This is a genomic window from Mycobacterium sp. 852002-53434_SCH5985345 (genome assembly GCF_001667155.1).
GTDB lineage: Bacteria > Actinomycetota > Actinomycetes > Mycobacteriales > Mycobacteriaceae > Mycobacterium.
Genome location: NZ_LZIE01000053.1, coordinates 44,647 through 69,245, shown reverse-complemented (window position 1 = coordinate 69,245; position 24,599 = coordinate 44,647). Strand labels below are relative to the sequence as shown.

Here is a 24,599-nt window from a genome sequence, read left to right as displayed (position 1 = left end):
CGGACGATAGTTGATGATGAAGGCCAACGTTCGGCGATCGAAGAGAAGAATTACCACGGCATAGCCCTGCCTTGCGTCTCGGCGATAAGGAGCCATCCGAATGTCCACCTGGTTCATCACCGGCTGCTCGACCGGACTCGGTCGCGCGCTTGCCGAGGCCGTCATCGGGGCCGGTCACAACGCCGTCGTCACCGCGCGCGACGTCGCGAAGGTCGCCGACCTGGCCTCGGCCGCGCCCGAGCGGGTGCTCGCCGTCGCCCTCGACGTCACCGCCCCCGCACAGGTCGCCTCGGCGGTACGCGAGGCCCACGCCCGGTTCGGCGTCCCGGACGTACTGGTCAACAATGCCGGCTACGGGTACCGCGCCGCGGTCGAGGAGGGCGACGACGCCGATGTGCGCACGCTGTTCGAGACGCACTTCTTCGGCACGGTCGCCATGACCAAGGCCGTCCTGCCCGGCATGCGGGCACGCCGCAGCGGCGCGATCGTCAACATCTCCTCGATCGGCGCAACGGCGACTCCGGTGGGCTCCGGCTACTACGCGGCGGCCAAGGCGGCCATCGAAGGCATGAGCGGCGCTCTGCGCGGTGAGCTTGCCCCGCTGGGCATTTCGGTGACCGTCGTCGAGCCGGGCGCGTTCCGCACCGATTTCGCCGGACGCTCGCTCGTGCAGTCGTCCACCGTCATCGACGACTACGCCGCGACCGCCGGGCAGCGCCGTAAGGAGAACGACACCATGCACGGGAACCAGGCGGGCGACCCCGCCAAAGCGGCCACCGCGATCATCGCGGCGGTCGAATCCGACGAGCCGCCCGGCTTCCTGCTTCTCGGTCCGGACGCTCTTGGTCTTTATCGCTATGTCGCGGAGGCGCGCGCGGTTGAGATCGCGAAGTGGGAAGGGCTGACGAGCGGCACTAACTTCGGGCCGTAATCCGGCGGCGCCAACGTGCGAAGCTCCTCCATCGGCCGGCGGCGTGGTGCGCGGCGCTGACGCCGGCCGGGATGCCCAGCGGGGCAGCGATAATGACGACGATGGTGATGAGGGTCATGGCCGCTTCAGAACCGGATCAGGCCGCGGAGATTGACCCCGGCGTGCAAGTCGGCGTAGCCGGTGTTGATCTCGTCGAGGGTGTATTCCCGGGTGACGAGCTCGTCGAGCTTCAGCCGTCCGGCGCGGTACAGGTCGAGCATCCTGGGTATGTCGTGCCGGGGATTGGATGACCCGAAAAGCGAACCGCGAACCTGCTTTTCGTACAGGGTCAAATCGAAGAGCGACATGGCGACGGACGTGTCGGTCGGATGCGGGATCGCGGTCATCACCACCCTGCCGCGCTTGCCGACCAGGCTCAGCGCCTGAGCCACATACGCGCCTTCGGCCGAGTCGGTGCTGACCACGCAGACGTCGGCTCTCTGGCCGCGCGTCAGGTCGGTGATCAGGGCTTGCGCCTCGTCGACCGTCGCCGCGGTGTGGGTGGCGCCGAACTCCAGTGAACGGCCCCGCTTGTACTCCACGGGATCCAGCGCGACGATCACGCGTGCCCCCGCGATCCGCGCGCCTTGCACCGCGTTCATGCCGATCCCGCCCACGCCCATGACCACCACCGTGTCGCCGTCACGCGCTTCGCCGGTGCGCACCATGCTGCCGTAGCCGGTGGTGACTCCGCATCCCACCAGGGCGGCGGTGTCGAGCGCGGTGGATGGATCGACCTTGATCACCGATGCCAGTGGGACCACCGTGTATTCGGAGAACGTTCCCAGCACGCACATTTGGCCCAGCGCTTGGCCTTTCGCGTGGAATCGGAAAGTGCCGTCGAGTTGCGGTCCCGCGATGATGGCGGCGCCGAGCACGCACAGGTTGCTCATGCCGCGCGAACACGGTTCGCAGCGGCCGCAGGCGGGGATGAAGCTGAGCGCAACCGAATCGCCTTCGGCGACTTCGGTGACGCCCGGGCCGACATCGACGACGACGCCGGCGCCCTCATGCCCACCGACGACCGGTAGCTGCATCGGCATGTCGCCGGTGATCAGGTGGTCATCGGAGTGGCACAGCCCGGCGGCGGCCATCTTGACCAGGACCTCGTTCTCCTTGGGCCCGTCGAGATCGACCTCTTCGACCTCCCACTTCTGGTGCAGCCCCCACAGCACCGCTGCTTTCGTTTTCATCGAAAACTCCTTGGGATCAGCGCTTCTCGGGTGTCCAGGTTGCCGGCAGGCTGTTGACACCGTTGATGAAGTTGGCCAGGGCGTAATTGGGCCGCGGTGCCGAGATGTCCGGGATGCGCGTGTAGACCTCGGTCAGCAACGCCTTGAGCATGGTGCGCGCCAGCGCCGCGCCCAGGCAGAAGTGCGGACCGCCGCCGCCGAAGGCGATGTGCGGGTTCGGGTTTCGCAAGATGTTGAACAAGTGCGGGTCTTCGAAGACTTCCTCGTCGCGGTTGCCGGAGTAGTACCACAGCACCACCTTGTCGCCGGCCTTGATCTCCGAGCCGCGCACGGTGATGTCCTGGGTGGCGGTGCGGCGCATGTGCAGCAGCGGCGACCCCCAGCGCAACACCTCCTCGACGGCGGTGCCGACCCGGCCCTCGACGTCCTCGACGAGCAGGGCGCGCTGGTCGGGGAATTTCGAGAGGGCGGCGATGGCGTGGGCCGAGGCGTGCCGCGTGGTGTCGTTGGACGCGACACCCATCAAAACGAAGAAGGCCTTCAGCTCGTCGTCGGTCATCTTCTTGCCGTCGAACTCGGCCTGCACCATCCAGGTCATCAGGTCGTCGCCGGGGTTGGCCCGCCGCTCGGGGATCAAGACCGTAGCCACCGCGTGCAGATCCATCACGGCGCCCATGAACAGTTCGAGTTCGCTCTGCTCGCCGCGAATGTTCGGGTCTGTCCAGCCCACGAGCCGCTGCGCGGCGCTGACGGCCTGGTCACGCAGTTCACCTTCGGGCAGGCCGAAGAAGCTGCCGAAAATGCGGCCGGGCAGCTTGACCGAGACGAGTTGGACGAAGTCACCCTCACCCAGGTGCGCCATCTCGCTGACCAGGTCGTGGGCGTGGCCACGGATCCAGCCTTCCAAGCGGCGCACGTTTTTGGGCTTGAAGGCCTCCGTCGTGATTCCGCGCAGCTGGGTGTGCCGCGGGGCGTCCATGGCGATGAACGACTGGGCGATCTCCACCGCCTCGGGGGCGAAGTCCTCCATGGTGATGCCCTGCGCCGAGGAGAAGATCTCCGGGTGGCGGCTGGCCATCCGGATGTCCTCTTGTTTGGTCAGGGACCAGAAGCCCCTGGTGTTGAGCTCGGGAGGCAGCAGATCCGACTCCGCGGGGCGGCTCCAGGGCACGGGGTCCTCCGCGCGCAGGACGGCGAAGGCGGCGTCCCGCTGTTCCGGGGGTTTCGCCCAGAACTCGCGGGCGCTCAGATCGATGTCTTTATGGGTAGGCGCGGTCGTGGGTGCGGTGGTCATCGGGGGCCCTTTCTGGCGGTGGGCAGTGGTGCACGTCACCGCGGTTAGCACCCATGCTGGTCAGCGCGGTGGCGGCGCGGCACAGGCGCGAGTGCCAAACACTGGCCTGCGCGGGCCAGCCCACGGAACCGGCGATCAGGCGACCGGTGCCCGGAAGGTGGCCACCAGGCCCCCGCCGTCGCGCGCGGCGAAGTCGACCCGTCCGCCCATCGCTTCGGCGATCTGCTGCACAATCCACAGGCCGAGTCCGGCGGTGCCACGTTGGCCGCCGACGCTGACGTACTTGGTGGTCAGCTCGCCCAGGCTGTCGGCCGGGATCCCAGGCCCCCGGTCGGCCACCGCGCAGACCAATTCGTCGCCTTCCCGCGAGCACGTGACGTCGACCGGTTCACGCCGGCCGTGCCGGGAGGCGTTCTCCAGGAGGTTGGTCAGCAGCCGGCGCAGCCCTTGGGCGTTCACGGCCACGGCGCCAACGTCGCCACTGACGCTCAGCCGCAACCGCGGCGCCGCCAGACCGACGGCGTCGGCGGCGGCAACGATGAGGTCGGCCACGTCGACGCGACGGACCCGCCCAGTCGAGAATGTCGGCCGGCGACTCAGCGCGACGTCGGAGAGCGCGTCGAGCATGTCGGCCAGGTGGTGGACGTGGCGGGCCACCAGCTGCAGACTGGTTTCCCGGTCGGCCTGCGACATTGCCCGCTGCGAAGTCAGTGCCTCGGTCAGCGCCTCCAAAGACGTGACGGGAGTGCGGAATTCGTGCACCAGCACCTGAAGTCCGTCCTGTTGCGACTGGTATGAGCGCAGCAGGCGGGCCCGCAGGTCGCGTTCCTCTTCGGCGGCAGCGTGTTCGGTCTCGGCCTCTACCAGCGCCCGCACCCGGGAACGGTGTTCGCGTTCGGCGAGCGCGGAGAGCCCCGCGGTGATGATCGCGACGAAGATCAGATACACCGCCGACCACCCCGCCAGTAGGGCCGGAGCCGCGGCGACCGGAAGTCCGGGCGACGAAGTCAGCGCCACCGGAACATAGGCGGCGCCCAAAAGGATTGCGACCAACAAGGTTTCACCGAACGACAGCCGCGCCGCCGAGGCGATGACCGCCAGCGCCAGCACCGCTACCACCGGACTGTAGACGCCGCCGCTCAAGGCGATGAGCGCCAGCGTGAACGCCGAATCGAAGCCGGTGACCAGCCACGCGTACCTGGTGCGCCGCACCTCCAGCTGCGGATAGGCCATCACGACGGCCGCGTAGAGCATCGCGGCGCCCAACACCGCGACCGTGGCCGCGGTGTGCTGCCGGACCCACTGGGGTCCGATCGCCAGTAGCACCCCGATTGAGATGACCACGGCGACCCGCACCGCGACGACGATGCGGGCCAGCCCGTAGTCCTCGCCGTCGAAGTCCGTTCGATCGAGCGGTCTCACCCAGCTGACCATAGGGTTCGGGCTAGCATCGCGGCAATGACTCGTTCGCCGTTTGTCGTGGTGATCGTCGACGACCATGAGCTGTTCGCGCAGGGCCTGGCCCTGTTGCTCACCCGCGAATGGGGCGAACTGTTCACCGTCGGCGGCCAGACGACGTACGTGGAAGAGGCCGCCGACCTGGTGGCTCGCTGCGACGCCGATGTCGCGATCATCGACCTGTCGATGCCTCCCCTGGGCGGGGTCGCCGCCATCCGGCACATCAAGGCGCGCCACCCGAAGACCCGGATCCTGGCGCTTTCGGGGACCGACGACCTGGGGCTGGCCGAAGAGGCGTTGCGGGCCGGAGCCGACGGTTTTCTGCCCAAAACCGCCAGGCCGGAGGCGCTGGCGGGGCCACTATGGACGATCGCCGAGGGGTTGCGGGTCGTCGACGGCGCCCTGCTCGATGGGCTGCTGAGCAACACCCGCAAGCCGCCGTCCGAGCTGCTGGACAGCCTCAGCGCGCAGGATTTCCAACTGTGGACGCTGCTCGCGACCGGCATGGAGACCGGTGACATCGCCCAGCGGATGCTGGTGTCGGAGCGCACCGCCAAACGCATGGTCGCCGGGCTGCTGCACAAACTCGGAGTCAACAACCGCATCGCCGCTGCCGCGTTGGCCGGGCGCTACCGGTTGCTCGATGACGTTGCCGAAACCGGTCGGATCAGTTGAGGATCCGGATCGCTTGCGCGGGGCACATCGCGGCCGCCCGAATCACCCGTTCGCGGTCGGCTTCGGGCGGGTCCGGCTCGAGCACCACCACCTGTTCGGCACCGTCGGGAATGTCGAACACGTCGGGAGCCGCCAGCAGGCATTGCCCGTGCCCCTCGCAGAGGTCGTAGTCGACGGTGATGCGCATGATCGCCAGTATCGGCCCCTCCGGGGCACCGCGGACGGTCCGCCCGCGCCAGATGTGGCCTGGCCGGGCCAGCTAGTCCAGGGCCTTTCAGCCCTAGGCGGACGACGCAGCATCTGCTCATTCTGGAGACCCTTAGCGTTCCCTTCCTGAGCCGAAACCCGATCATGACCACTACCCGAACTCAGACCGCCTCGTCCCTCGAAGCGCCCGCCGTCACAGAACAGCGCATCCGCGAAGTCGATGCGATCGTCGACGCGGCGGCCGAGGCGGCCCGAGACTTCCGCAAGCTCGATCAGCAGCAGGTCGATGCGATCGTCGAGGCGATGGTGCGTGCCGGAGTCCGCGCGGCCGGCGAACTGGCCAGCGTGGCGATCGAGGAGACGGGCTTCGGCGTCTTCGAGGACAAGGTCGTCAAGAACTATGTGGCCACCGAGTTCCTGCACGACTATTTGCGCGACAAGAAATCGGTGGGAGTCGTCGAGGAGGACGTCGAGCACAACATTGCGTACGTGGCCGAGCCGATCGGGGTGGTGCTGGGCATCACCCCGGTGACCAACCCGACCTCGACGGTGCTGTTCAAGGCGATCGTCGCCGCCAAGACCCGCAACGCGATCCTCTTCCGGCCGTCACCGTATGCGGTGCGCTGCTGCGAACGCAGCCTCGAAATCCTCCGCACCGCGGCCGAAGCGGCCGGGATGCCGCCCGGGGCGCTGCAGGTCATTCCCGACGCCGCGCACGAGGTGACGCACTACCTGTTCAAGCATCCCAAGGTCGATTTCATCTGGGTGACCGGCGGACCGAAGATCGTCGCGTTGGCGAATTCGGCCGGAAAGCCGGGGCTGTCGGTCGGTCCCGGCAACGCGCCCATCTACGTTCACAAGACGGCCGACCTGAAAGGCGCGGTCGTCGACATCTTGATCTCGAAAACCTTTGACTCCTCGGTCATTTGCCCGGCCGAGCAAACCTGCATCATCGACGACGAGGTATACGACGAGGTGATCGCCGAGTTCGAGCGGATGGGCGCCCGAGTGCTCACCCCCGGCGAGGCCACGGCGGTGGCGGAGTTCGCCTTTGGCTGCGGCGACAAGATCTCGCACGAGGCCGTTGGGCAGAAGGCGTCGGAGCTGGCCGCCCGAGCCGGCTTCAACGTGCCGCCGACCGTGAAGGTGCTGCTGGCACAGCTACCCGCCGACTTGGACGAGCTCGCTTCGCATCCCCTGTTGCAGGAGAAGCTGATGCCGGTGCTCGGCGTGGTGCGCGCACGCGGCGTACAGCACGCCATCGACGTGGCCGTCCTGGTCACCGAGCATGGGGGGCTGGGTCACACGTCGGCGGTGTACGCCAACGACGAGAACGTCATCGAGGCATACGGTCTGGCGGTTCGCACGGGCCGCATCCTGGTGAACGCGCCCACTGCGGTCGGAGCCCTCGGCGGGGTCTACAACAACCTGACACCGACGTTCTCGCTGGGTTGCGGCACCTGGGGCGGCTCCAGCACGACGGAGAACGTCAACTATCGGCAGCTGCTGAACATCAAGACCGTCTCGCGGCGCCGTACCCCGCCCCAGTGGTTCCGTGTCCCGTCCAATACCTACTTCAACGAAGGCGCACTGGACAACTTGCGCGAGCTCGAATGCGAAACCGTCGTGGTGATCACCGACGTCCAGACCGAAGAGCGCGGTGTGGTCGAGGCGCTGCGCGGCAAGTTGCGCGCCCCACACGTGCAGGTGTTCAACGAGGTGACACCGGAGCCCGACGAGAGGACCATCCGCCGTGGTGTCGCGATGCTGCAGCGGGTCCAACCCGATCTGCTGGTCGCCGTAGGCGGCGGCTCGGTGCTGGACGCCGGCAAGGCGATCCGCCTGTTCTACGAACACCCGGAGAAGAGTCTCGACGAGTTGACGATGCCGTTCCTCGACCCGCGCAAGCGCGTGGCCGACTATCCGGTCGACCGCCATCGCGTCCAATTGGTGGCTGTCCCAACCACATCGGGTACCGGATCGGAAGTCTCACCGGCCGCGGTGCTGACCGTGCGCGGAAAGAAGGAGACGCTCGTCGACTACAGCCTGGTGCCTGACCTCGCGGTCGTCGACCCGGTCCTCACCTCGTCGATGCCGCAGACACTGACCGCCGACACCGGCATCGACGCGCTGACCCATGCGCTGGAGGCGGCCGTCTCGATCTTCGCGTCGCCGTATACGGATGCGTTGTGCGCCCAGGCGGCGCGACTGATCTTCGATGCGTTGCCGAGGGCATACGACGACCCCGACGACCTATCGGCGCGCACTGACATGTCCAATGCGGCAACCCTTGCCGGGCTTGCCTTTTCGAATGCGTTCGTCGGGACGAATCATGCGCTCGCCCATGCGGTCGGGGCGAGATTCGAGATCCCGCATGGCCGGGCGAACGGTATCTTCCTGCCGCACGTACTGCGCTACAACGCAAGTCTGCCCAGCAAGTTCATGCCCGCGCCGGGTTATTCCGCCTACGTGGCCCCGGACAAATACGCACAGCTCGGTCAGCTGATCTTCGGCGGCCATGAACCAGACGAATCCCGCGGCCGGTTGTTTCATGGGGTCGATGATCTGCTGAACCGACTGAACATGCCTCGATCGGTGCGCGAGTGCGGCGTCGACGAGAAGCAGTACCTGGAGGCGCTACCGGCGTTGGCGATGACGGCTTTCGAGGACCTCAGCAACCGCACGAATCCGCGGATGCCCTTGGTCAGCGAGATCTCCACGCTGCTTCGGGTGGCCTTCTACGGCGATGCCGAAGCACAACCTCAGCCGCGCAGCTGAGGCAGCACGTCACGCTCGTACGCGGCGAAGAACCCGTCCATGTCCGGGCCGACCTGCTGCACATACACCTCGTCGATGTCGGCGTCGAGATACTCCCGCAACTTCGCGACATGGGTGTCGGGGTCCGGCCCGCAGGTGACCGCTTCGGCAACCTGGTCCGGCGTGACGAGAGACATCAGGGCGGCGAAGTCCTTGGGGCGCGGCAGGGTCTGCGCCGATTGTCCGGGCAGCGCGTCGTTACCCCACAGCCGGTGCGCCGCCTTCAGCGCGGTGTCGGCGTCCTTGTCCCAGCTGACTTTGGCGCCGCCCTGCACGGGCTTGTCGCCGCCGCCGGACTCACGGAATGTCTTGACGAGGCCGGCATCCGGCATCACCAGAACGAAGCCGTCCCCGATGCGTCCGGCCAGCTCCGCGCCCTGCGGGCCGAAGCCGGAGACGTAGATCGGCACCGGCTGGTCGGGTCGCGTGTAGATGCGGGCCTCCTGCACCTCGTAGTGCTTGCCGTGGTGGCTCACCTCGTCGCCGCGGTGCAGCAGGCGGATCACGTCGACCGCCTCCTCCAGCATTTCCTGGCGCACGCCCACCGACGGCCACGGGTCGCCGAGGATGTGTTCGTTCAGCGCTTCGCCGCTGCCCACCCCGAGCACGAAGCGGCCGTCGAGTTGGACGGCGGCGGTGGCGGACGCCTGCGCGATGATCGCCGGGTGCGTCCGGATCGTCGGGCACGTGACGGCGGTGCTGACGGGCAGCGACGTCACCTCGGAGAGCGCCCCGATGACGCCCCACACGAAGGGGCTCTGGCCCTGCTCGTCGTTCCAAGGGTGAAAGTGGTCGGAGATCCACAGCGCGTCAAACCCGGCCGCCTCCGCACGCTTGGCCTGGTCCACGAGTTCCTTGGGGCTGTATTGCTCGCAGGACAGAAAGTATCCGATCTTCGTCATGCCGTGCGGGCTACCCCGCTGCGCGCCCGGTTATGCACCGTCTTCGCTGTTGATCCGCTGTACACCGCGGGGACCCGTCCGCTCGCGCGCCCGGCGCCGCAGCGCGACCACCCAGCCCAATGTCCCTGTCGGACTGGTTGTTTCGCAGAGCGCACAGCTACGCCCCGATTCGCGACCGAGGCGGCTTGGGGCCAACCGCATCCTCGCGCACCCAACCGCCGGGTCTCCCCAAAACCAATATGTTGCAAACGCTTTCGCCGCCGAGCCGGGACGGATTGGACGCACCGATGTGCTCGACGCCGGATTCCCCTCGGCAGGGCTCGCTTCTACGGGATCTTTTTTGCGATCCGTTTGGCGATCTGAGCACCCCGATCGCCGATGTGATCGGCGCAGGCGCTCACGTCGACGACAACGTTATTCGCGGTCGTCAACGCCCGCTGGCACGCCCAGCCCTCCCCACCCTCTTCTTGAACCCGAGTTATCGCCAAGACGCCGTCCTCGACGCTGGCCTTAGTCAGCGACCAGTAATGAGGGTTCGGGTCGCTCGGGTCATGCAGATCGACACGCCGGTTATCGCAGTTGGCCCAGCCGGTCACCTGGCTTGCATAGAAGTCATGGGCGGCCATAGCCCCAGGAAACGCCACCACCGCCTGGTAGGCGATGTGGTCCGCACGATCGCGGTGGTCCTTCAGCTCCTGAACGCGCACAGCTGTCCAGCCGCTGCCTTGGTAGGAGTAATCCTGTGCTTCGGCCCAAACCAAGCATCCATCCTCGAGGGGACGGTTGGTGTACATCGTGTCGGCGGAAGCCACGACTTCCATGTGAGCATCCATGATGGAGCCCACATCACCGGTATCGAGCAGCAATCCAGACAGCGCGCCGGTCGGCAGCGGTTGCGGGGCATGACCCAACGTCGGAGCCGCAACCACCCTCCCGTCGGTGGTCACGGTGCATCCCGCTGTCAGCGCGGACAGCACCAGGATCGACACCGCATGCCGCTTGCCCGCTAACCTCATCGGCCTATTTCACCCCACCCCTGCATGGTCACCAAGCCTATGCGGGGGCGCGGGAGAATCGCTTCGCCGGCTCGGAGAATAGAGTTCTCCAAGATCGAGAGACGGATTACTATGACCGTGTCCTGTCAGGTACCGCGCCCGAACGATGGGAGTCGTCATCGACGCCTCGATCCTCGATGCGCTACGCGCGCCGCGCGGCCGAGGCCGCCCCGACGGAGGGCCGCTCGCCTCACGTTGGCGGGCCGTGTCTGTCCGCCGCCTCACCGCGCCGGCCGAGCGGACGGGCTCCAGCACGGCGACCGTCATCGAGCCGGTGTGAGCGCGCCGGGCGCGCTGGAGCGCGATCGGCCGTGCGACGGTGTCGTCGTGCTGCGCCTGAACCGCCCGAAGCAGCTCAACGCCATCAACGAGGCGATGCAAACCGAATTGCGTGAGACGCTGGCCGATTTGGCCACCGACCGCTCAGTGCGTGCGGTGGTGCTGACCGGCGCGGGGCGAGGCTTTTGCGCCGGCATCGACGTGCGGGACTTCGGCCCATCGATGCTGGAGGCCACCGCACCCGCGCTGGAGCGGATGCGCTTCCAGGAGCGGATGGCGGGCCTGGTGGAAGCCGTCCGTGCGCTGCCGCAACCCGTGATCGCCGCGGTCAACGGACCCTGCGTGGGAGCCGGCCTCGCGCTATGCCTGGCGGCCGACATCCGAATCTGTTCGCAGAGCGCATCATTCGGCAACGCCGCCATCCTGCTCGGGCTCTCCGGGGCCGAGATGGGCATGAGCTACCACCTGCCGCGCATCGTCGGCACCAGCGTGGCCGCCGACTGGATGCTCACCGGCCGCACCGTGCCGGCCGCCGAAGCCGATCGGCGCGGCCTGGTCAGCGAGGTGCTCGAACCGAATCGGTTAGCGGAGCGGGCCGTCGAGTTGGCGTCGCTGATAGCCGGCCATGCCCCGCTGGGCGCGCAACTGACCAAGCGCGCCCTCCAGGTCAACACCGACGCCGCGAGTCTCTCCGCGGCGCTCGAGCTGGAGAACCGCAACCAGGTGATTTCGCACGCCACCGACGAGGCGGCCGAGCGCCGCAAGAAATGGACGTCGTGACGGAGTCAGCAACCTAGAAAGGACGCCGCATGGCGTGGGACTTCTCCACCGATCCCGAGTGGGCACAGCAACTCAAGTGGGTCGAGGACTTCGTGCGCGAGGAGTGCGAACCGATCGACCTGATCGTCAAGGAGTCGCACGACCTCAACGATCCGGTCCGCCAGGCCCTGATCCCGCCGCTGCAAGAGATCGTCAAGGACCGCGGCCTTTGGGCCACCCACCTCGGTCCGCATCTGGGCGGCCCGGGCTACGGCCAGGTGAAACTGGCGCTGCTCAACGAGATTCTGGGTCGGTCGGAATGCGCGCCGATCGTCTTCGGCTCCCAGGCTCCCGACTCGGGCAACAGCGAAATCCTGGCGCACTACGGCACCCCGGAACTCAAGGCCCGCTACCTCGAGCCACTGCTCGACAATCGGATCGTGTCCTGCTTTTCGATGACCGAGCCGCAGGGCGGTGCCGACCCTAAGGTCTTCCGCACCACCGCTGTACCCGACGGGAACCACTGGGTCATCAACGGCGAGAAGTGGTTTTCGTCATTCGCGTCGATGGCATCTTTCATCATCGTGATGGCCATGACCGATCCCGACGCGCCGCCGTATCAGCGTTATTCGATGTTCGTCGTTCCCGGCGATACCCCGGGCATCAACGTGCTGCGCGACGTCGGCCTGGGCTACCAGCCGGTCGGCGGCGGGCGCGAGGGCTATGTCCGCTATGAGAACGTGCGCGTGCCGGCCAATCACATGCTGGGTCCGCGGGGCGGGGCCTTCGTGGTCGCGCAAACCCGCTTGGGCGGCGGGCGGATTCACCACGCGATGCGCACCGTCGGGCTGGTCCGCCGGATCTTCGACATGCTCTGCGAGCGGGCGGTGTCGCGGTACACCCAGGGTGAGGTGCTGTCCAACAAGCAACTCGTTCAGGAGATGATCGCCGACTCGTGGATGGAGATCGAGGCCTTCCGGCTGCTGACGCTGCAAACCGCTTGGAAAATCGACCAATTCAACGATTACAAGGCGGTGCGGGCGGACATCTCGGCGGTCAAGGCGATGATGCAGAAGGTGCTGCACGACGTGTCGTCGCGGGCGCTGCAACTGCACGGATCACTGGGCACCACGCACGAGATGCCGTTCGTGCAGTACTTGGTGGAGTCGTTCGTGCTGGGGCTTGCCGACGGACCGACCGAGGTGCACAAGGTGACGCTGGCCCGCTTGCTGTTGAAGGACCGCGAGCCGGCACCCGACCTGTTTCCGTCCGAGCACCTACTGCGGTTGCGCGCGGCCGCGGAGGCGAAGTTCGCCGACAGGCTGGCCGGCATCCCCCGCGGTTAAACCGATTTGGTGACGCCGACGTACGACAGCACCACGTCGGACAGGTCGGTCATCCGGGTCAGCACCGCATAGGAGCGGATGAACGACTGGCCCACGCACCCGTCGATCTTGATGTGGAAGTTGCTGATCATGACCCAGGGATTGGCACCCTTGAATTGTTTCTTGATCACCGGCACCGTGAGGACGAGGCCGGGTTTCATTCCGATGCTCATCACGCCGTTCATCGGAGTCGAAACGAACGGCAGCAGGGGCGGCAATGTACCGGTGGTGTCGAAGGTGGGGCTGACGCCGGGGATGATGCCGACACCGCCCTCCATGATCACGCCGTTGGAGGTGCTCATGTCGATCCCGCAGCCGATCTGATAGCCCACTTCCAGGACGCCGTGGGGCTCTTCGGATCCTCTCAGCGAGCCGACGAAGATGCCGCTGGCCATGTATTCGCGCGACGCGACGGACGTGGTCAGCGGTGCCACCGGAACCTGCGACTCGTCCTTCGCGCCCAGCCCCAGGGTCCAGCCGTCCGGGGTGTTGAGGATGACGGGGGGATTCGAGGGCACCGCCCCCTCGGCCGGTGCCGAAACTGCAGCGGCAGGCTCGACCTCGGGACCGTCCTCAGGATCAGCGGCCGCCGCCGGCGCCGTGACCACAGACATGACGAGGCAAACGGCCACCACCAGCGCGCGACGAACGACCACGGCAACCGGCCTCACGCACGCCAACGTACGCACGTGCCGTTTCGAGTCGCGAAATTTGCCGGGCGGCCGATCAGAGTTGTTGTGTCTTTGTGACTCTTATGCGATATGGGCGCCGAAGGTAGGATTGAGCCTGTTAGCCGGCGGTTCAGGCAGACGACGGAAGGCCGCGACGATGAAACCTAGATTTGCTGCTCTACTCGTCGTGGGTTTGACGGCCCTTGCAGCTTTGACGGGCGGCACCGGAATGGCGGTGGGAATAGCGCTCGCGTCTCCGGACCCGGGCCAGGTGGACGACATCCCGACGATCGACGAATGGCAGATCCAGTACCCGACCACAATGACGAACCCATACGAAGATTCAGTCGGCTCGTCGGGTGACTGGGGTGGCGTCGGAATGTGGTGCCAAAATCTCCACGCCAACTGCAGCTGATCGGGTGACCCGTTAATCCAGCAGTGACCGCGCCCGATCCAGCAGCCTCGGGAGTGTTGCCGCCATGTCTTCCAATTCCTTTCGTGGTGTGCGCCTCCGCCGATTGTGCTTGACGATCAGCGACCACGTCGCCGCCGACTTGAAGCACGCCAGCGCGCTGAACCAGGCCAAGTCGGTGACCTCGCGGCCCAGCTCTTCCTGGTAGATCTCGGCGAGCTCACCGACGGGCGGCACCATCCCCGCTGAGCCGGTAACGCGCCGGTACGTGTCCGGGTCGCAGTTGATGAGAAACCAGCCGGCGTCGATACGCGGATCGCCCACCGACCAGATTTCCCAATCGATTACCGCGTTGATGCGGGAGCCAGCGGCCATCAGGTTGCCCAGCCGGAAATCGCCATGCACCACGCTCGGCCTGATAGCCGTTGGCGCGCAACCCAACAGCGCGTCGCGCACCCCGGGCCACTCGGGCACCAGCGCCGCGTCGACGGTCCCCAGCGTTTCGGACCACCGCCGGACCTCGGCGACCGCGTCGACAATCGGTTCACCGTCCAGGCCAAGCTCACTCGGTGACAGACCGTGCAGCGCGGCCATGACGCGGCACGCGTTGCGGTACCGGTCGCGAAGGCCGGGAGAATCGGCACAACCATCGAAAAGCGGTTCGACGCAGTCGCCCTCGACGCGTGACATGACGAACAAGGGCGGCGTGTGCGGCGGTTCTCCCCGGTCCTCCCACAGCACTTCGGGCACCGGAACCCGTGTTCCGGCAAGGGCTTTGATGATGCGCGCCTGCCGGAGCACGTCGCGATGCGCGACGGGCTCGACACCGGGCGGAGCAACCTTGATCACCACCGGCCGGTCCTCCATGGCGCCCCCGAACGTGAGACTGGAGGCCCCCCCGGACAGCGGCGCGACTCCGGTCACGCCGGCGCCGTCCAGTCGTCGCCGCAACTGGTCCGGCTCGAGCTCGGCCATTCAGCCGGCGGGCTTGGTCCAGCCGACCTCGGCGAGGAAGGGCTGGGTGTGCGCGATGCGCCCGGTCAGGGTCTTCGGGTCACCGGTACACAGCCGATAGGCCGTCTCGGTGATCAGTTCGATGTCCTCGGTGTCGGTCTTGGCCAGGTCGAGGGTGCCGGCCCCGGGCGTGGCCACGGGATTGCTGGGAGCGGCGGCGTTGACGGCGATGCCGTCGTCGTACAGCTCGGCCGCAAGGCTTTTCGTCAGCCGGTTGAGCGCGGCCTTGACCGTCCCGTAGATCCCGAAGCCCGCGGTGCGGTCGAATTCCGAGAACGGCGGTCCCGGCGGCAGATCGCCGCCCACCGAGGTCACGTTCAGGATCCAGCCCCGCCCGCGTTCGCGCATCGCCGGGATCGCCAGTTGGCTCAACTGCAGTGGGCCCAGAACATGCATCTCCATCATCAGGCGGGCCCGCCGTTCGGGAAACGCGTCCAGGGGCCGCAGGAAGGTCACCGCCGCATTGTTGACCAGGATGTCCGGGGGGCCGACGGCGCCGACCACCTCCGCGAAAAGCCGTTCGCGTTCCGCGGACTGGGACAGATCGGCTTGGACCGCGACGGCCTTCCCGCCGGCGGCCACAACCTCGTCCAGGGTTTGACTCAGCGACCCTTGGTATTTGGGGTCGGGGTCCATCGTGCGGGCGGTCAGCGCGACCGTGGCACCTCGCGAGGCGAGCCGTGCGGCGATCGCCTTGCCCAGCCCCCGGCTGCTGCCGGTGACGAGGGCCACCATCCCTTCGCACCGTCGGTCAGCGCTCATCATCGGCCTCCTACGGAAATGGCTTCTCCGTATCAGAGAATGCCATTATCATCCGCCGAGGGGAAGTGCCGTCCTGCGCAAGGCATCGATCGAGTAGTTCCCGCCGCCCGTGAACACCAGCAGCAGGAACGCGAAGCAGAAGAGGATCGCCAGCCCGCCGCCGTTGCCCGCCGGCGGATCGGCGACGGGCCAGAGCGCTTGCGGCTGATGGATCCAGAAATAGGCGACCGCCATCTCCCCCGAGGCCACGAACGCGACGGCCCGGGTGAACAGGCCGGTCGCGATCAGCAGACCCGCGACGACTTCGATCAACCCGGCGTACCAGCCGGGCCAGGAACCGAACTCGACGCGAACGGGCGAAGGGACGGGCCAGTCAAACAGGCTCCTCGAGCCGTAGGCCGCGAACAGCAATCCGTATACGGCCCGAAACACACTCAGCACCGCCGGCGTGTGGCGACCGAGCCGCCGTTCGAAATCCTTTGTCACGATCGAAAGGTTACGGTCGCAGCCCAGTCGAGCAGACGCCGCCAAAGGCGATGCCGGCCCGCCGCCATGTTGTGGCAGTGCGCGCTGTCGCCCAGCACCAGGGTGGTGATGTCCGGGCAGCTGCGATAGACACCGGCCTCGGCGCGTGGGTCCGGTGAGACGTCGACGACGCCGTACCCGATCAACACCGGGACATCGATCAGCGCGGCGTGTTCAGCGACGACCCCGGGGATCATGGCGGTGCCGAACACGCGCGGCACCATTGATTTTGCGACGACGCAGTCCGCGGCCACGACGTCGGCGGGAACATCGGCAAGGTGGAACCAGCTCTGCAAGTGCTCGCGCGGACCCTCGAAATAGGGCTGCGGCAGAGCGGACAGGATCTGCCGGGCGAGCTCGGCGCGTCCCTGCGCGGTTGCCGACCGGGCGATGAATTCCGGATCGAGGTTCAGCGGCGCCACGTGTTGATTGGTGCACCCGAGCAGGGCCAGTGCGGCGAAGCTGGAGAACAGTGCTTGTTGCGTGATCGCGAGGTAGCCGCCGAGGGAATGGGCCATTGCCACGGGGGGTGCTTGGATTCCCGTTACGTCAGGCAACGCGGAGACCGCATGAGCGAGCGCGGCGGCGATGTCGGTGAAGCCGAAATCACGTGCGGGTTGGGAGCTTTCGCCGGTGCCCAGGGGGTCGATGGTGACGACGGCGTAGCCGTTCCCGGTGGCGAAGTCGGCGAAGCTGTACCCGTGTTGACCGGGGATGCGCAGGTCCCAGTAGTCGCGGCTGTAGGTACCTCCAGGCAGACAGACCAATAGTGCCGGCGTCTGCGCACCGGTGCGCGCGGGATAGTACGTCGCGGCCAGCGACGCTTCCTCACCGATGACGTCGCCGACATCAAACTTCAACGGCCGCGCGGAAGGGTTCATCGGACGCCCATGTCGTTATCCTCCTCTGGGTGGCAGAGCCGAACGGGCCACCACGCAGTGTCTTCGCGGTGGCGCCATTTGTACCGGCCTAGCGTCATAATCGCTTATATCGGGCGGTTAAGACGTTGGCTCGTGGAATGGATTGGTGATGGCCGAACTTTCCCCCGTGGGCAATCGAATCCTTCGGGACGAGCCGCGCAGGTCAAGCAGCGGGTGAAGGAACTCAGCCACCGAAGGGCCGAGTTGCAGACGAAGCTAAGGCCCACAACCCCAATGAATCGTCCTCGGGTTAGCTTCCATCTGCCGTCCGCCCGTCGCCCGCCCAAGGAGATTTCGTGACATACGTTTTACTTCTCTGCGCCATTCTTGCGGAAGTAGCCGCGACCAGCCTGCTCAAGAGCACGGAAGGCTTCACCCGATTGTGGCCGACGGTCGTCTGCCTGACGGGTTACGCGATCTCATTTGCGCTCCTGGCGCTGTCGATCTCGCGCGGCATGCAAACGGACGTAGCCTATGCGCTGTGGTCGGCAATCGGTACGGCCCTGATCGTGCTGATCGCCGTGCTGTTTCTCGGCTCGACGATCTCGGTCGCCAAGATCGTCGGGGTCGGGCTGATCATCGCCGGCGTGCTGACGCTGAACCTGTCCGGCGCACACTGACGCTAGGTGTGGGCCGTCAACGGTGCACCCAGCAGACTGACCAGCGCGCTGGTCACCTCGTCGGGGCGTTCCTCCATGACGTAGTGGTCGGCGCCGCGCAGCCGAACCAGCGTGGCGTGCGGAACGGACTCGGCCATTTCGCGCGCGGTGCTGAACGGGATATAGGGATCGCGGTCACCCCAGATTACGGCGACCGGGCACCGTATCGTCCCGAGTCCCTCCGCGAGCCACGGGACGATGGGCACCGGATAGTGCGCGAAGAAGTTCCAGAACGTGCGCTTTCCCTCCGGCGAATTCATCCAGCCCAGGTACTCGGCTTCCAGCGCGGTGTCGAAACAGCCGAGCCTTCGGTACCGGGCCAGAGCTAAATGGTGCAGCGCCGCCAGCGGAAGATGTTGTGCGGCGCGAGACGCTGGCGGGTGGGTAGCGATCCAGTGTTGGCCCCGCGAGAAGCGGTAGAACCACGGGCGAAAGGTGCCATGTGCGCGGGTGTTCAACAGAGCGAGTCGCAGCACCCGCTCGGGATGGCGGATGGCATAGCCGAGTCCGATGAAGCCACCGTAATCGTGGGCGCACAGGTTGAACCGTTGCCATCCCAACTCCGCCACGAATCGTTCGATCCGCTCTACCTCTTCGTCGTAGGTGGGTGCGGTCGCCGGTGGAGCGGACCGGCCGAAGCCGGGCCAGTCCGGCGCCACGACATGATGGCTGTCGGCCAGCGCCTTGATCTGGTGGCGCCAGCAGGACGCGCTCTGGGGATAGCCGTGCAGCAGCAGGACCGGCTCGCCGGTGCCGGCAGCCTCGCCGAACACGTTGCATCCGTCGACGTTCCACATGGTCGAAACATATTCGGATTCGTGGTCGCGCTGCCCCTCGCTTTGAGACACACGGCGCTCCATTCCCGCCACCGCTATGCTCTTCTGACCTCAACGCCATACCGTCGCCGGCCCGTGAGCTGGTGTTTACGTAACAGCCTTCAACTGCGCGCCTGGTGTGCAAACATCGCTGCCAGACTGACGGTCTGCCGCCCCGGGGCGGACAGGTTGATTGCGGCAACCTCGAGGGATAGGACCCACCATGACCGATGTCGAGCAGACACCTTCCGATGGGCTCTCCCCCACCAGCCCCGCCCGGGCGGATCTGATTGAGCACTCCCGCACCGGGATGAGCGCGGCCGCGCTGCAGCGCGCCATCAACGACCACCTGCGCTACTCGATCGGCCGCCCGGCCGCGGCCCGGCGGCCCGAGCATTACTACCGGGCGCTCGCTCTGGCCGTGCGCGACCGGATGCAGGACCGACGCGTGGTCTCGACGCAGACCTCACTCGATCTCGGCCGGAAGGTGACCTGCTACCTGTCGGCGGAATTCCTGATGGGCCCGCAGCTGGGCAACAACCTGCTGAATCTGGGCATGGAGCGGGCCGCCCGTGACGCACTGTCGGCGATGGGCCAGAACCTGGACACGGTCCTGGCCTGCGAAGAGGAGCCGGGCTTGGGCAACGGCGGCCTCGGCCGGCTCGCCGCGTGCTACCTGGACTCGCTGGCCACCCTGGAGCGGCCGGCGATCGGCTACGGAATCCGTTACGAGTTCGGCATTTTCGATCAGGAGATCCACGACGGCTGGCAGGTTGAGCAGACCGACAACTGGCTGGACCACGGAAACCCTTGGGAGATAGCGAAACCCGACGTGAACTACGTGGTCAAGTGGGGCGGCTACGCCGCTCACGACACGGATGACGCCGGCCACGACCGCGTCCAATGGGTGCCGGGGCGGGTGCTGAAAGGGGTGGCCTATGACACGCCCATCCAGGGTTACGGCGTCAACACGTGCAACGTGCTGACGTTGTGGAGCGCGCGGGCCGTCAAGTCGTTCGCTTTGGAGGCCTTCAACACCGGCGATTACTACGGGGCGGTCGAGGACGAGGTCATGTCGGAGACCGTTACCAAGGTGCTCTACCCGAACGACGAGCCGGAGGCGGGTAAACAGCTGCGCCTGTTGCAGCAGTACTTCTTCGTGTCCTGCTCGCTGCAGCATGTGCTGCACATCATGGACGATCTCGCCGACGTTTCCGTCAAGGAGCTCCCCCAGCGGTTTGCCTTGCAGCTCAACGACACCCATCCATCGATCGGCGTGGCCGAGCTCATGCGGTTGCTGGTCGACGAACGCCAGCTGGACTGGGATGAGGCGTGGGAAATCACGGTGGCGACGTTCGGTTACACCAACCACACCCTGCTGCCCGAGGCATTGGAGACCTGGCCGCTGGATTTGTTCGCCGAGTCGCTGCCGCGCCACCTCGAGATCATCTACGAGATCAACCGCCGATTCCTCGACGAGGTGCGTGCGCGCTTCCCGGGCGACGAGGCGCGGGTCAGCCGGATGTCGCTCATCGGCGAGAACGGCGGCAAGAACGTCCGGATGGCGCACCTGGCCACCGTCGGCAGCCACGCCATCAACGGTGTCGCCGCGTTGCACTCCGAGTTGCTCAAAAGCAGTGTGCTCAAAGACTTCTACGAGCTGTGGCCGGAGCGGTTCAGCAACAAGACCAACGGCGTGACGCCGCGCCGCTTCCTGGCGCTGGCCAATCCCGGGCTCCGCGAACTGCTGGACCGCACCGTCGGGGACGGCTGGCTGACCGATCTCGGGCGCCTGCGCGGTCTCGAGCCATTCGTCGACGACGCCGCTTTCCGTCGCGAATGGCGCGACATCAAACGCAACAACAAAGCGCGCCTCGCCAAATACATCCGCTCGGTGGCCGGCGTCGAGCTCAATCCCGACTGGATGTTCGACGTCCAGGTCAAGCGCATCCACGAGTACAAGCGTCAGCATCTCAACGTGCTGCACGTCGTGGCGCTGTATCACCGGCTCAAGCAGGACCCGGGGCTGTCGATTCCGCAGCGGGCCTTCATCTTCGGCGGCAAGGCCGCGCCCGGATACTTCATGGCCAAGCGGATCATCAAGTTGATCAACGCCGTTGGGGAAACCGTCAACGCCGACCCGGACGTCAACCGGTTCCTGAAGGTGGCGTTCGTGCCGAACTTCAACGTGCAGAACGCCCACATGATTTACCCGGCCGCCGACCTGTCCGAGCAGATCTCCACGGCGGGCAAGGAAGCGTCCGGCACCGGGAACATGAAGTTCATGATCAACGGCGCCCTTACCGTCGGCACGCTCGACGGCGCGAACGTGGAGATGCGCGACGAGGTGGGCCCGGAGAATTTCTTCCTGTTCGGGCTCACCGAGCAGGAGGTCGAGTCGGTTAAGGCGGGCGGATACCGCCCTGGCGACTACATAGAGGGCAATGACGAGCTGCGTGCGGTGCTCGACCTGATTGCCGGCGGCACGTTCTCGCGCGGCGACACCGAGGTGTTCCGGCCCCTGGTGGACAACCTGCGCCATGACGACCCCTTCCTGGTGTGCGCCGACTATGCGGCCTACGTGAACTGCCAGGAACAGGTGAGCGCCGCGTGGCAGGACAGGGAGTCGTGGACAAAGATGTCCATCCTGAATACCGCCCGTAGCGGCAAGTTCTCATCCGACCGCGCGATCACCGAGTACTGCGACGACATCTGGAACGTGTGGCCGCTCACCGTCAAGATGTGAGAAAGCGGCTGATAATCGCCGCGCCCGGGCCTACGATCTCGCCATGCCGATTCTGGGCGATGCAACGGTGGTCCTCGCGCGGCTGACGAGGTCGACATCTAACGCGTTGCGCGTCGAGCTCGCGACCCCCGATGGCACCGAACTGGCGCGCGCCCAGCAAAAGGGCGGTGCCGCAGTGCTCTTCGGTTTTAAGAACGGGGGCAAGGGCGAGTACACACTGTCCGCTGCCAGCGGTGATGAACTCAGAATCGCGGTGGCCGGAACGACCACCATCACCAACCGCGGCACCCCGGTGGGAAAAATCGTCCCCGCCGACGGCGCGGCACGACTGGAAGATGGTGGCGGCACCGTGCTGGCGGAGGTGCGGCCGCACACCGGGCACAAGGCCGACGGCGCCTGGCATCATCGCTTATTGTCGCCGTCCGGCGAGGCGCTCGGCGTCCTCACCCTGATGACCGTTCACACCGGTTGGAGCGACATCGAATCCGAAGCCATCCAGTTGCTGTTCAACCGCAACGTGGCGACCCTGAAGGCACCATCGGCGGGTGCGATGCTCACCCTCGCCGCGCCGGCCGGTCCACACCTGGGCGACGTCCTGGCAGCGGCGTGCGTTGACTTCTCGGTGCTCCCCCGCGGGTACATCGACCAAAGCCAGACCTAGTCACAGCTGGGAAGATCCGGCACTCCGCTGGCCGTCAACCGTCCGCGCCGTCGACAACCAACCGGTGGCGCCACCGGCAGCGAATCGGCCCGAAACGGGTGCACCGGGGTCGACAGTGGACGTTTTCAAGGTCCACCGCAAGGATCGACACCGTGACCCCTGGCAGGAGGAAAGTGACCCGACGATTCCGTGGGCTTTTACTGGCCCCACTGACCGCGATGCTGGCGGTGCTGCTCGCGCCGTCCGCCTCGGCGGACACCTACACAGATCAGCTGGTGGGCAAGTTCAACGCCCAGACCCACGTGGTGGCCGACCCGGGGGCGAATCCGCCGTTGCGGGACCCGGACAGGCTGAACGACCAGATCCTCACCAGCCGCTGGACGTGGAGCTCCACGCCACCGATCTGGGTGGCGGCCGTCGCGCCCAGTCAGACCGGGGTGACCACCCCGGACGCCATCCACAACGTCATCCTGGGACGCAATCCGGCATTCAGCGGGATCATTCTCGTCATCGACTCCAAGGGCTACCACGTGCGGGCCTACAACGTGCCCAAGGCGATCGCAGACAGCGTCGACCCGTTCATGAGCCAGTCAGCCAGGGGCCACCGCAACGACCCGCAGGGCGCGACGAGTGAATTCGTCAGCAAATTGACCAGGCTGGACGTGTCCTCCGGAGGACCGGCGGCCACCACCTCCCCCGTCGTGCACAAGAACCCCGACCGCTGGGCGTGGTTGTGGACCATGCTTGTCTTCATTGCCGTCGCGTTGAGCGTGGTCGCCTTGGTCTCGTTCGCTGTCAGCCGAAATCGCAAGCGCCGCAAGGATGCAGACGAGCGCGAGCAGATCAAACAGGAATTGATCACCGCCGAATCCGGTGTCGCCGACATCGACAACGCGGTGCTCACCAACAGCGAAACGGACGTCAGCGCAGAGTCGACGAAGGCCAACGCCAGCCTCTACGACGCCCGAAAGGCCTACGAGACAGGCGACTACGGCGCGGCGAGGGCGCACCTGCGAGTAGTGGAGTCCACGGTGGCCAGGGCATACCAGAAGCTCGGACGCCCCGCGCCCAATGTTGGCGCTGTCGACTCGGTGCCCGGGGACGAGCGCAAGCAGGCCTCGGTACGGGCGAAGAATCCCGACACCGGCGAGTACGTGACGATCAACAACAACAACTACAGCACCACCCCGCAGCCCGGCTATCCGCACTACTACGGGGGTGGCTACTACAACGGAATGTTCTTCTACCCCGGCTATTACCCGTACGCATTCTGGGGCGCGGGTTGGGGTTGGGCGCTCACCGACGTCCTGCTGATGGATGCGCTGCTGGACGACCATTGGGGCGGCAGCTACGACCGCGGCTTCGAGGCCGGCCGCGACTCGGCGTATGCGGACGCCAACTACGACGGCGGCCAAAGCACCGGCTACGACAGTCAGCAAGGCGACGTCGGGTTCGGTGGGGGCTATGATTCCGGCGGCGACACCAGCTTCGCGGGCAACGACGGCTCGTACTCCGGCGGTGGCGACGTGGACTTCGGCGGCGGCTGGGACTCCGGCGGCGGATCCGACTTCGGCGGCTCCGATTTCGGCGGCGGCGGTTCGGACTCCAGCGGCGGCGACTTCGGGTTCTGATGCCCCAGAAGTAAGGTTTTCACCGATGAGTACCGACAAGATCAACCGCGGCATCCTGCTCGTCATGGCGGCGATCGGGGCAATCGCTTACGCGTTGCTCTACTCGCACGCCTCAATCGTCTTCAAGGTTCTGGTGCCGCTCGGTCTGGCCGTCCTGTTGGGCCTGATCGTCCGCGACGTCGTCAACACCCGGAAGCGGTGACACAGAAGGAGTTCGATGGTGACTGAGGGCTTGTTCGGTCTGCTGACCGTCGTCGCTTTAGGGCTGGCGTTGACGCTGGCCGCCATCGCCACCGTGTTCGTCCGGCGGATGGAGAGGCGACCAACCACCCCGATAAGCGAGGAAATCGGGAGCGCCAAAGAGGTCGTGCGCAAACTGCGCAAAGGCGAACCGATGTCGGCGGAAGAATTGGATTACGCGAAGCAAATCGTCGCCGATCGCAGTTCCTTCATGGCGCTCTGCATCCCCGGCGCGTTGTTCATGCTTGGTTGCTTTTACGTATTCGGCAGCCTTTACCACCTACACGGAGCGACGCCGTCCGAGCGGACATTTCTCGGGGTGATCCCCATGTTGACCTCCACGAACCTGGCCCTTCGCCTGCTCGGTAGCGCACGGTTGAAGAGGCGCCTGCGCAGCGCGCCCACCGCGTCGTAAGGGCCCCGCATGACGAGGTCCGGCACACCGAGATCGCGCCCGCGGTCCGCTTGCAGTAGTCTCTTTACCGTGGCATATCAACCAGATTGATATATCACCTGGTCTTGCCGCATGCGCACGGCGGTCGGGGACGG

General features: G+C 66.4%; 23 protein-coding genes. 11 read left to right on the top strand and 12 right to left on the bottom strand.

Translation table 11 applies throughout. The annotated features are described in order from the left end of the window. Positions 1–100: 100 nt before the first annotated feature. Entirely contained in the window at positions 101–931 is an 831-nt protein-coding gene (locus A5756_RS11770; RefSeq protein ID WP_066952303.1) for an oxidoreductase, read from the top strand. A 125-nt stretch (positions 932–1,056) separates the two neighbouring features. Here A5756_RS11770 and A5756_RS11765 read toward each other — a convergent pair whose 3' ends face one another. The 3 genes from A5756_RS11765 to A5756_RS11755 all read right to left on the bottom strand — a co-directional run bounded on the left by A5756_RS11765 (position 1,057) and on the right by A5756_RS11755 (position 4,879). Further along, positions 1,057–2,163 (bottom strand): NDMA-dependent alcohol dehydrogenase, encoded by a 1,107-nt coding sequence (locus A5756_RS11765; RefSeq protein ID WP_066952301.1) that lies wholly within the window; start codon positions 2,161–2,163, stop codon positions 1,057–1,059. A 16-nt stretch (positions 2,164–2,179) separates the two neighbouring features. Further along, the gene (locus tag A5756_RS11760; protein ID WP_066952299.1) at positions 2,180–3,457 is read right to left on the bottom strand and encodes a cytochrome P450; all 1,278 of its coding nucleotides are present in this window, start codon (positions 3,455–3,457) and stop codon (positions 2,180–2,182) included. A gap of 135 nt (positions 3,458–3,592) precedes the next feature. Next, a complete protein-coding gene (locus A5756_RS11755) occupies positions 3,593–4,879 on the bottom strand; it encodes a sensor histidine kinase KdpD (protein ID WP_232001781.1) in 1,287 nt (428 codons plus the stop codon). A gap of 36 nt (positions 4,880–4,915) precedes the next feature. Here A5756_RS11755 and A5756_RS11750 point away from each other — a divergent pair, with 36 nt between their 5' ends. Then, the gene (locus A5756_RS11750) at positions 4,916–5,590 is read left to right on the top strand and encodes a response regulator transcription factor (protein WP_197505507.1); all 675 of its coding nucleotides are present in this window, start codon (positions 4,916–4,918) and stop codon (positions 5,588–5,590) included. Here the strand turns inward: A5756_RS11750 and A5756_RS11745 are convergent. Then, positions 5,583–5,777 carry a ferredoxin gene (locus A5756_RS11745; protein WP_066952295.1) on the bottom strand — a complete coding sequence of 65 codons (195 nt, stop codon included), beginning with the start codon at positions 5,775–5,777 and terminating at the stop codon, positions 5,583–5,585. The genes A5756_RS11750 and A5756_RS11745 overlap by 8 nt on opposite strands. Positions 5,778–5,941: 164 nt before the next feature. Between A5756_RS11745 and adhE the strand changes: the two genes are divergently transcribed. Next, the gene (gene adhE / locus A5756_RS11740) at positions 5,942–8,575 is read left to right on the top strand and encodes a bifunctional acetaldehyde-CoA/alcohol dehydrogenase (protein ID WP_066952292.1); all 2,634 of its coding nucleotides are present in this window, start codon (positions 5,942–5,944) and stop codon (positions 8,573–8,575) included. Here the strand turns inward: adhE and A5756_RS11735 are convergent. Further along, complete coding sequence (locus A5756_RS11735) at positions 8,560–9,516, bottom strand: LLM class F420-dependent oxidoreductase (protein WP_066952290.1); 957 nt, start codon at positions 9,514–9,516, stop codon at positions 8,560–8,562. The genes adhE and A5756_RS11735 overlap by 16 nt on opposite strands. Positions 9,517–9,842: 326 nt before the next feature. Beyond that, positions 9,843–10,505, bottom strand: coding sequence for a sensor domain-containing protein (locus tag A5756_RS11730; protein WP_231989286.1), 663 nt, complete (start codon positions 10,503–10,505; stop codon positions 9,843–9,845). A gap of 342 nt (positions 10,506–10,847) precedes the next feature. On the opposite strand from A5756_RS11730, the gene A5756_RS11725 reads away from it, so the two are divergent. Then, positions 10,848–11,630, top strand: a complete 783-nt coding sequence (locus A5756_RS11725) for an enoyl-CoA hydratase/isomerase family protein (RefSeq protein WP_066952286.1) — start codon at positions 10,848–10,850, stop codon at positions 11,628–11,630. A 29-nt stretch (positions 11,631–11,659) separates the two neighbouring features. After that, on the top strand, positions 11,660–12,955 hold the full coding sequence (locus A5756_RS11720) for an acyl-CoA dehydrogenase family protein (RefSeq protein ID WP_066952284.1): 1,296 nt from the start codon (positions 11,660–11,662) through the stop codon (positions 12,953–12,955). On the opposite strand, the gene A5756_RS11715 is transcribed toward A5756_RS11720, so the two are convergent. The 5 genes from A5756_RS11715 to A5756_RS11690 all read right to left on the bottom strand — a co-directional run bounded on the left by A5756_RS11715 (position 12,952) and on the right by A5756_RS11690 (position 17,259). After that, positions 12,952–13,608 (bottom strand): MspA family porin, encoded by a 657-nt coding sequence (locus A5756_RS11715; protein ID WP_066952660.1) that lies wholly within the window; start codon positions 13,606–13,608, stop codon positions 12,952–12,954. The genes A5756_RS11720 and A5756_RS11715 overlap by 4 nt on opposite strands. A 484-nt stretch (positions 13,609–14,092) precedes the next feature. Next, positions 14,093–15,052, bottom strand: coding sequence for a phosphotransferase family protein (locus A5756_RS11705; RefSeq protein ID WP_066952280.1), 960 nt, complete (start codon positions 15,050–15,052; stop codon positions 14,093–14,095). Continuing rightward, positions 15,053–15,853 (bottom strand): SDR family NAD(P)-dependent oxidoreductase, encoded by an 801-nt coding sequence (locus tag A5756_RS11700; RefSeq protein WP_066952658.1) that lies wholly within the window; start codon positions 15,851–15,853, stop codon positions 15,053–15,055. A gap of 48 nt (positions 15,854–15,901) precedes the next feature. Further along, the gene (locus A5756_RS11695; RefSeq protein ID WP_066952278.1) at positions 15,902–16,339 is read right to left on the bottom strand and encodes a DoxX family protein; all 438 of its coding nucleotides are present in this window, start codon (positions 16,337–16,339) and stop codon (positions 15,902–15,904) included. After that, positions 16,336–17,259, bottom strand: a complete 924-nt coding sequence (locus A5756_RS11690; RefSeq protein ID WP_066952276.1) for an alpha/beta hydrolase — start codon at positions 17,257–17,259, stop codon at positions 16,336–16,338. The genes A5756_RS11695 and A5756_RS11690 overlap by 4 nt, the downstream gene beginning before the upstream one ends. Positions 17,260–17,594: 335 nt before the next feature. On the opposite strand from A5756_RS11690, the gene A5756_RS11685 reads away from it, so the two are divergent. Next, positions 17,595–17,918 (top strand): multidrug efflux SMR transporter, encoded by a 324-nt coding sequence (locus A5756_RS11685; RefSeq protein ID WP_066952274.1) that lies wholly within the window; start codon positions 17,595–17,597, stop codon positions 17,916–17,918. Positions 17,919–17,920: 2 nt separating this feature from the next. Here A5756_RS11685 and A5756_RS11680 read toward each other — a convergent pair whose 3' ends face one another. Further along, on the bottom strand, positions 17,921–18,805 hold the full coding sequence (locus tag A5756_RS11680; protein WP_231989285.1) for an alpha/beta fold hydrolase: 885 nt from the start codon (positions 18,803–18,805) through the stop codon (positions 17,921–17,923). 277 nt (positions 18,806–19,082) lie between these two features. Between A5756_RS11680 and A5756_RS11675 the strand changes: the two genes are divergently transcribed. From A5756_RS11675 to A5756_RS11660, 5 genes are all read left to right on the top strand, one after another. Continuing rightward, positions 19,083–21,518 (top strand): glycogen/starch/alpha-glucan phosphorylase, encoded by a 2,436-nt coding sequence (locus A5756_RS11675; protein WP_066952656.1) that lies wholly within the window; start codon positions 19,083–19,085, stop codon positions 21,516–21,518. Between the two features lie 43 nt (positions 21,519–21,561). Next, positions 21,562–22,179: a hypothetical protein gene (locus tag A5756_RS11670; protein WP_066952271.1), complete on the top strand. Its 618-nt coding sequence runs from the start codon at positions 21,562–21,564 to the stop codon at positions 22,177–22,179. 173 nt (positions 22,180–22,352) lie between these two features. Beyond that, positions 22,353–23,810 carry a hypothetical protein gene (locus tag A5756_RS11665; protein ID WP_066952269.1) on the top strand — a complete coding sequence of 486 codons (1,458 nt, stop codon included), beginning with the start codon at positions 22,353–22,355 and terminating at the stop codon, positions 23,808–23,810. A 25-nt stretch (positions 23,811–23,835) separates the two neighbouring features. Further along, positions 23,836–24,012, top strand: a complete 177-nt coding sequence (locus A5756_RS26240) for a hypothetical protein (RefSeq protein WP_197505506.1) — start codon at positions 23,836–23,838, stop codon at positions 24,010–24,012. Positions 24,013–24,027: 15 nt separating this feature from the next. Continuing rightward, positions 24,028–24,465, top strand: coding sequence for a hypothetical protein (locus tag A5756_RS11660; RefSeq protein ID WP_369828621.1), 438 nt, complete (start codon positions 24,028–24,030; stop codon positions 24,463–24,465). Positions 24,466–24,599: the final 134 nt, after the last annotated feature.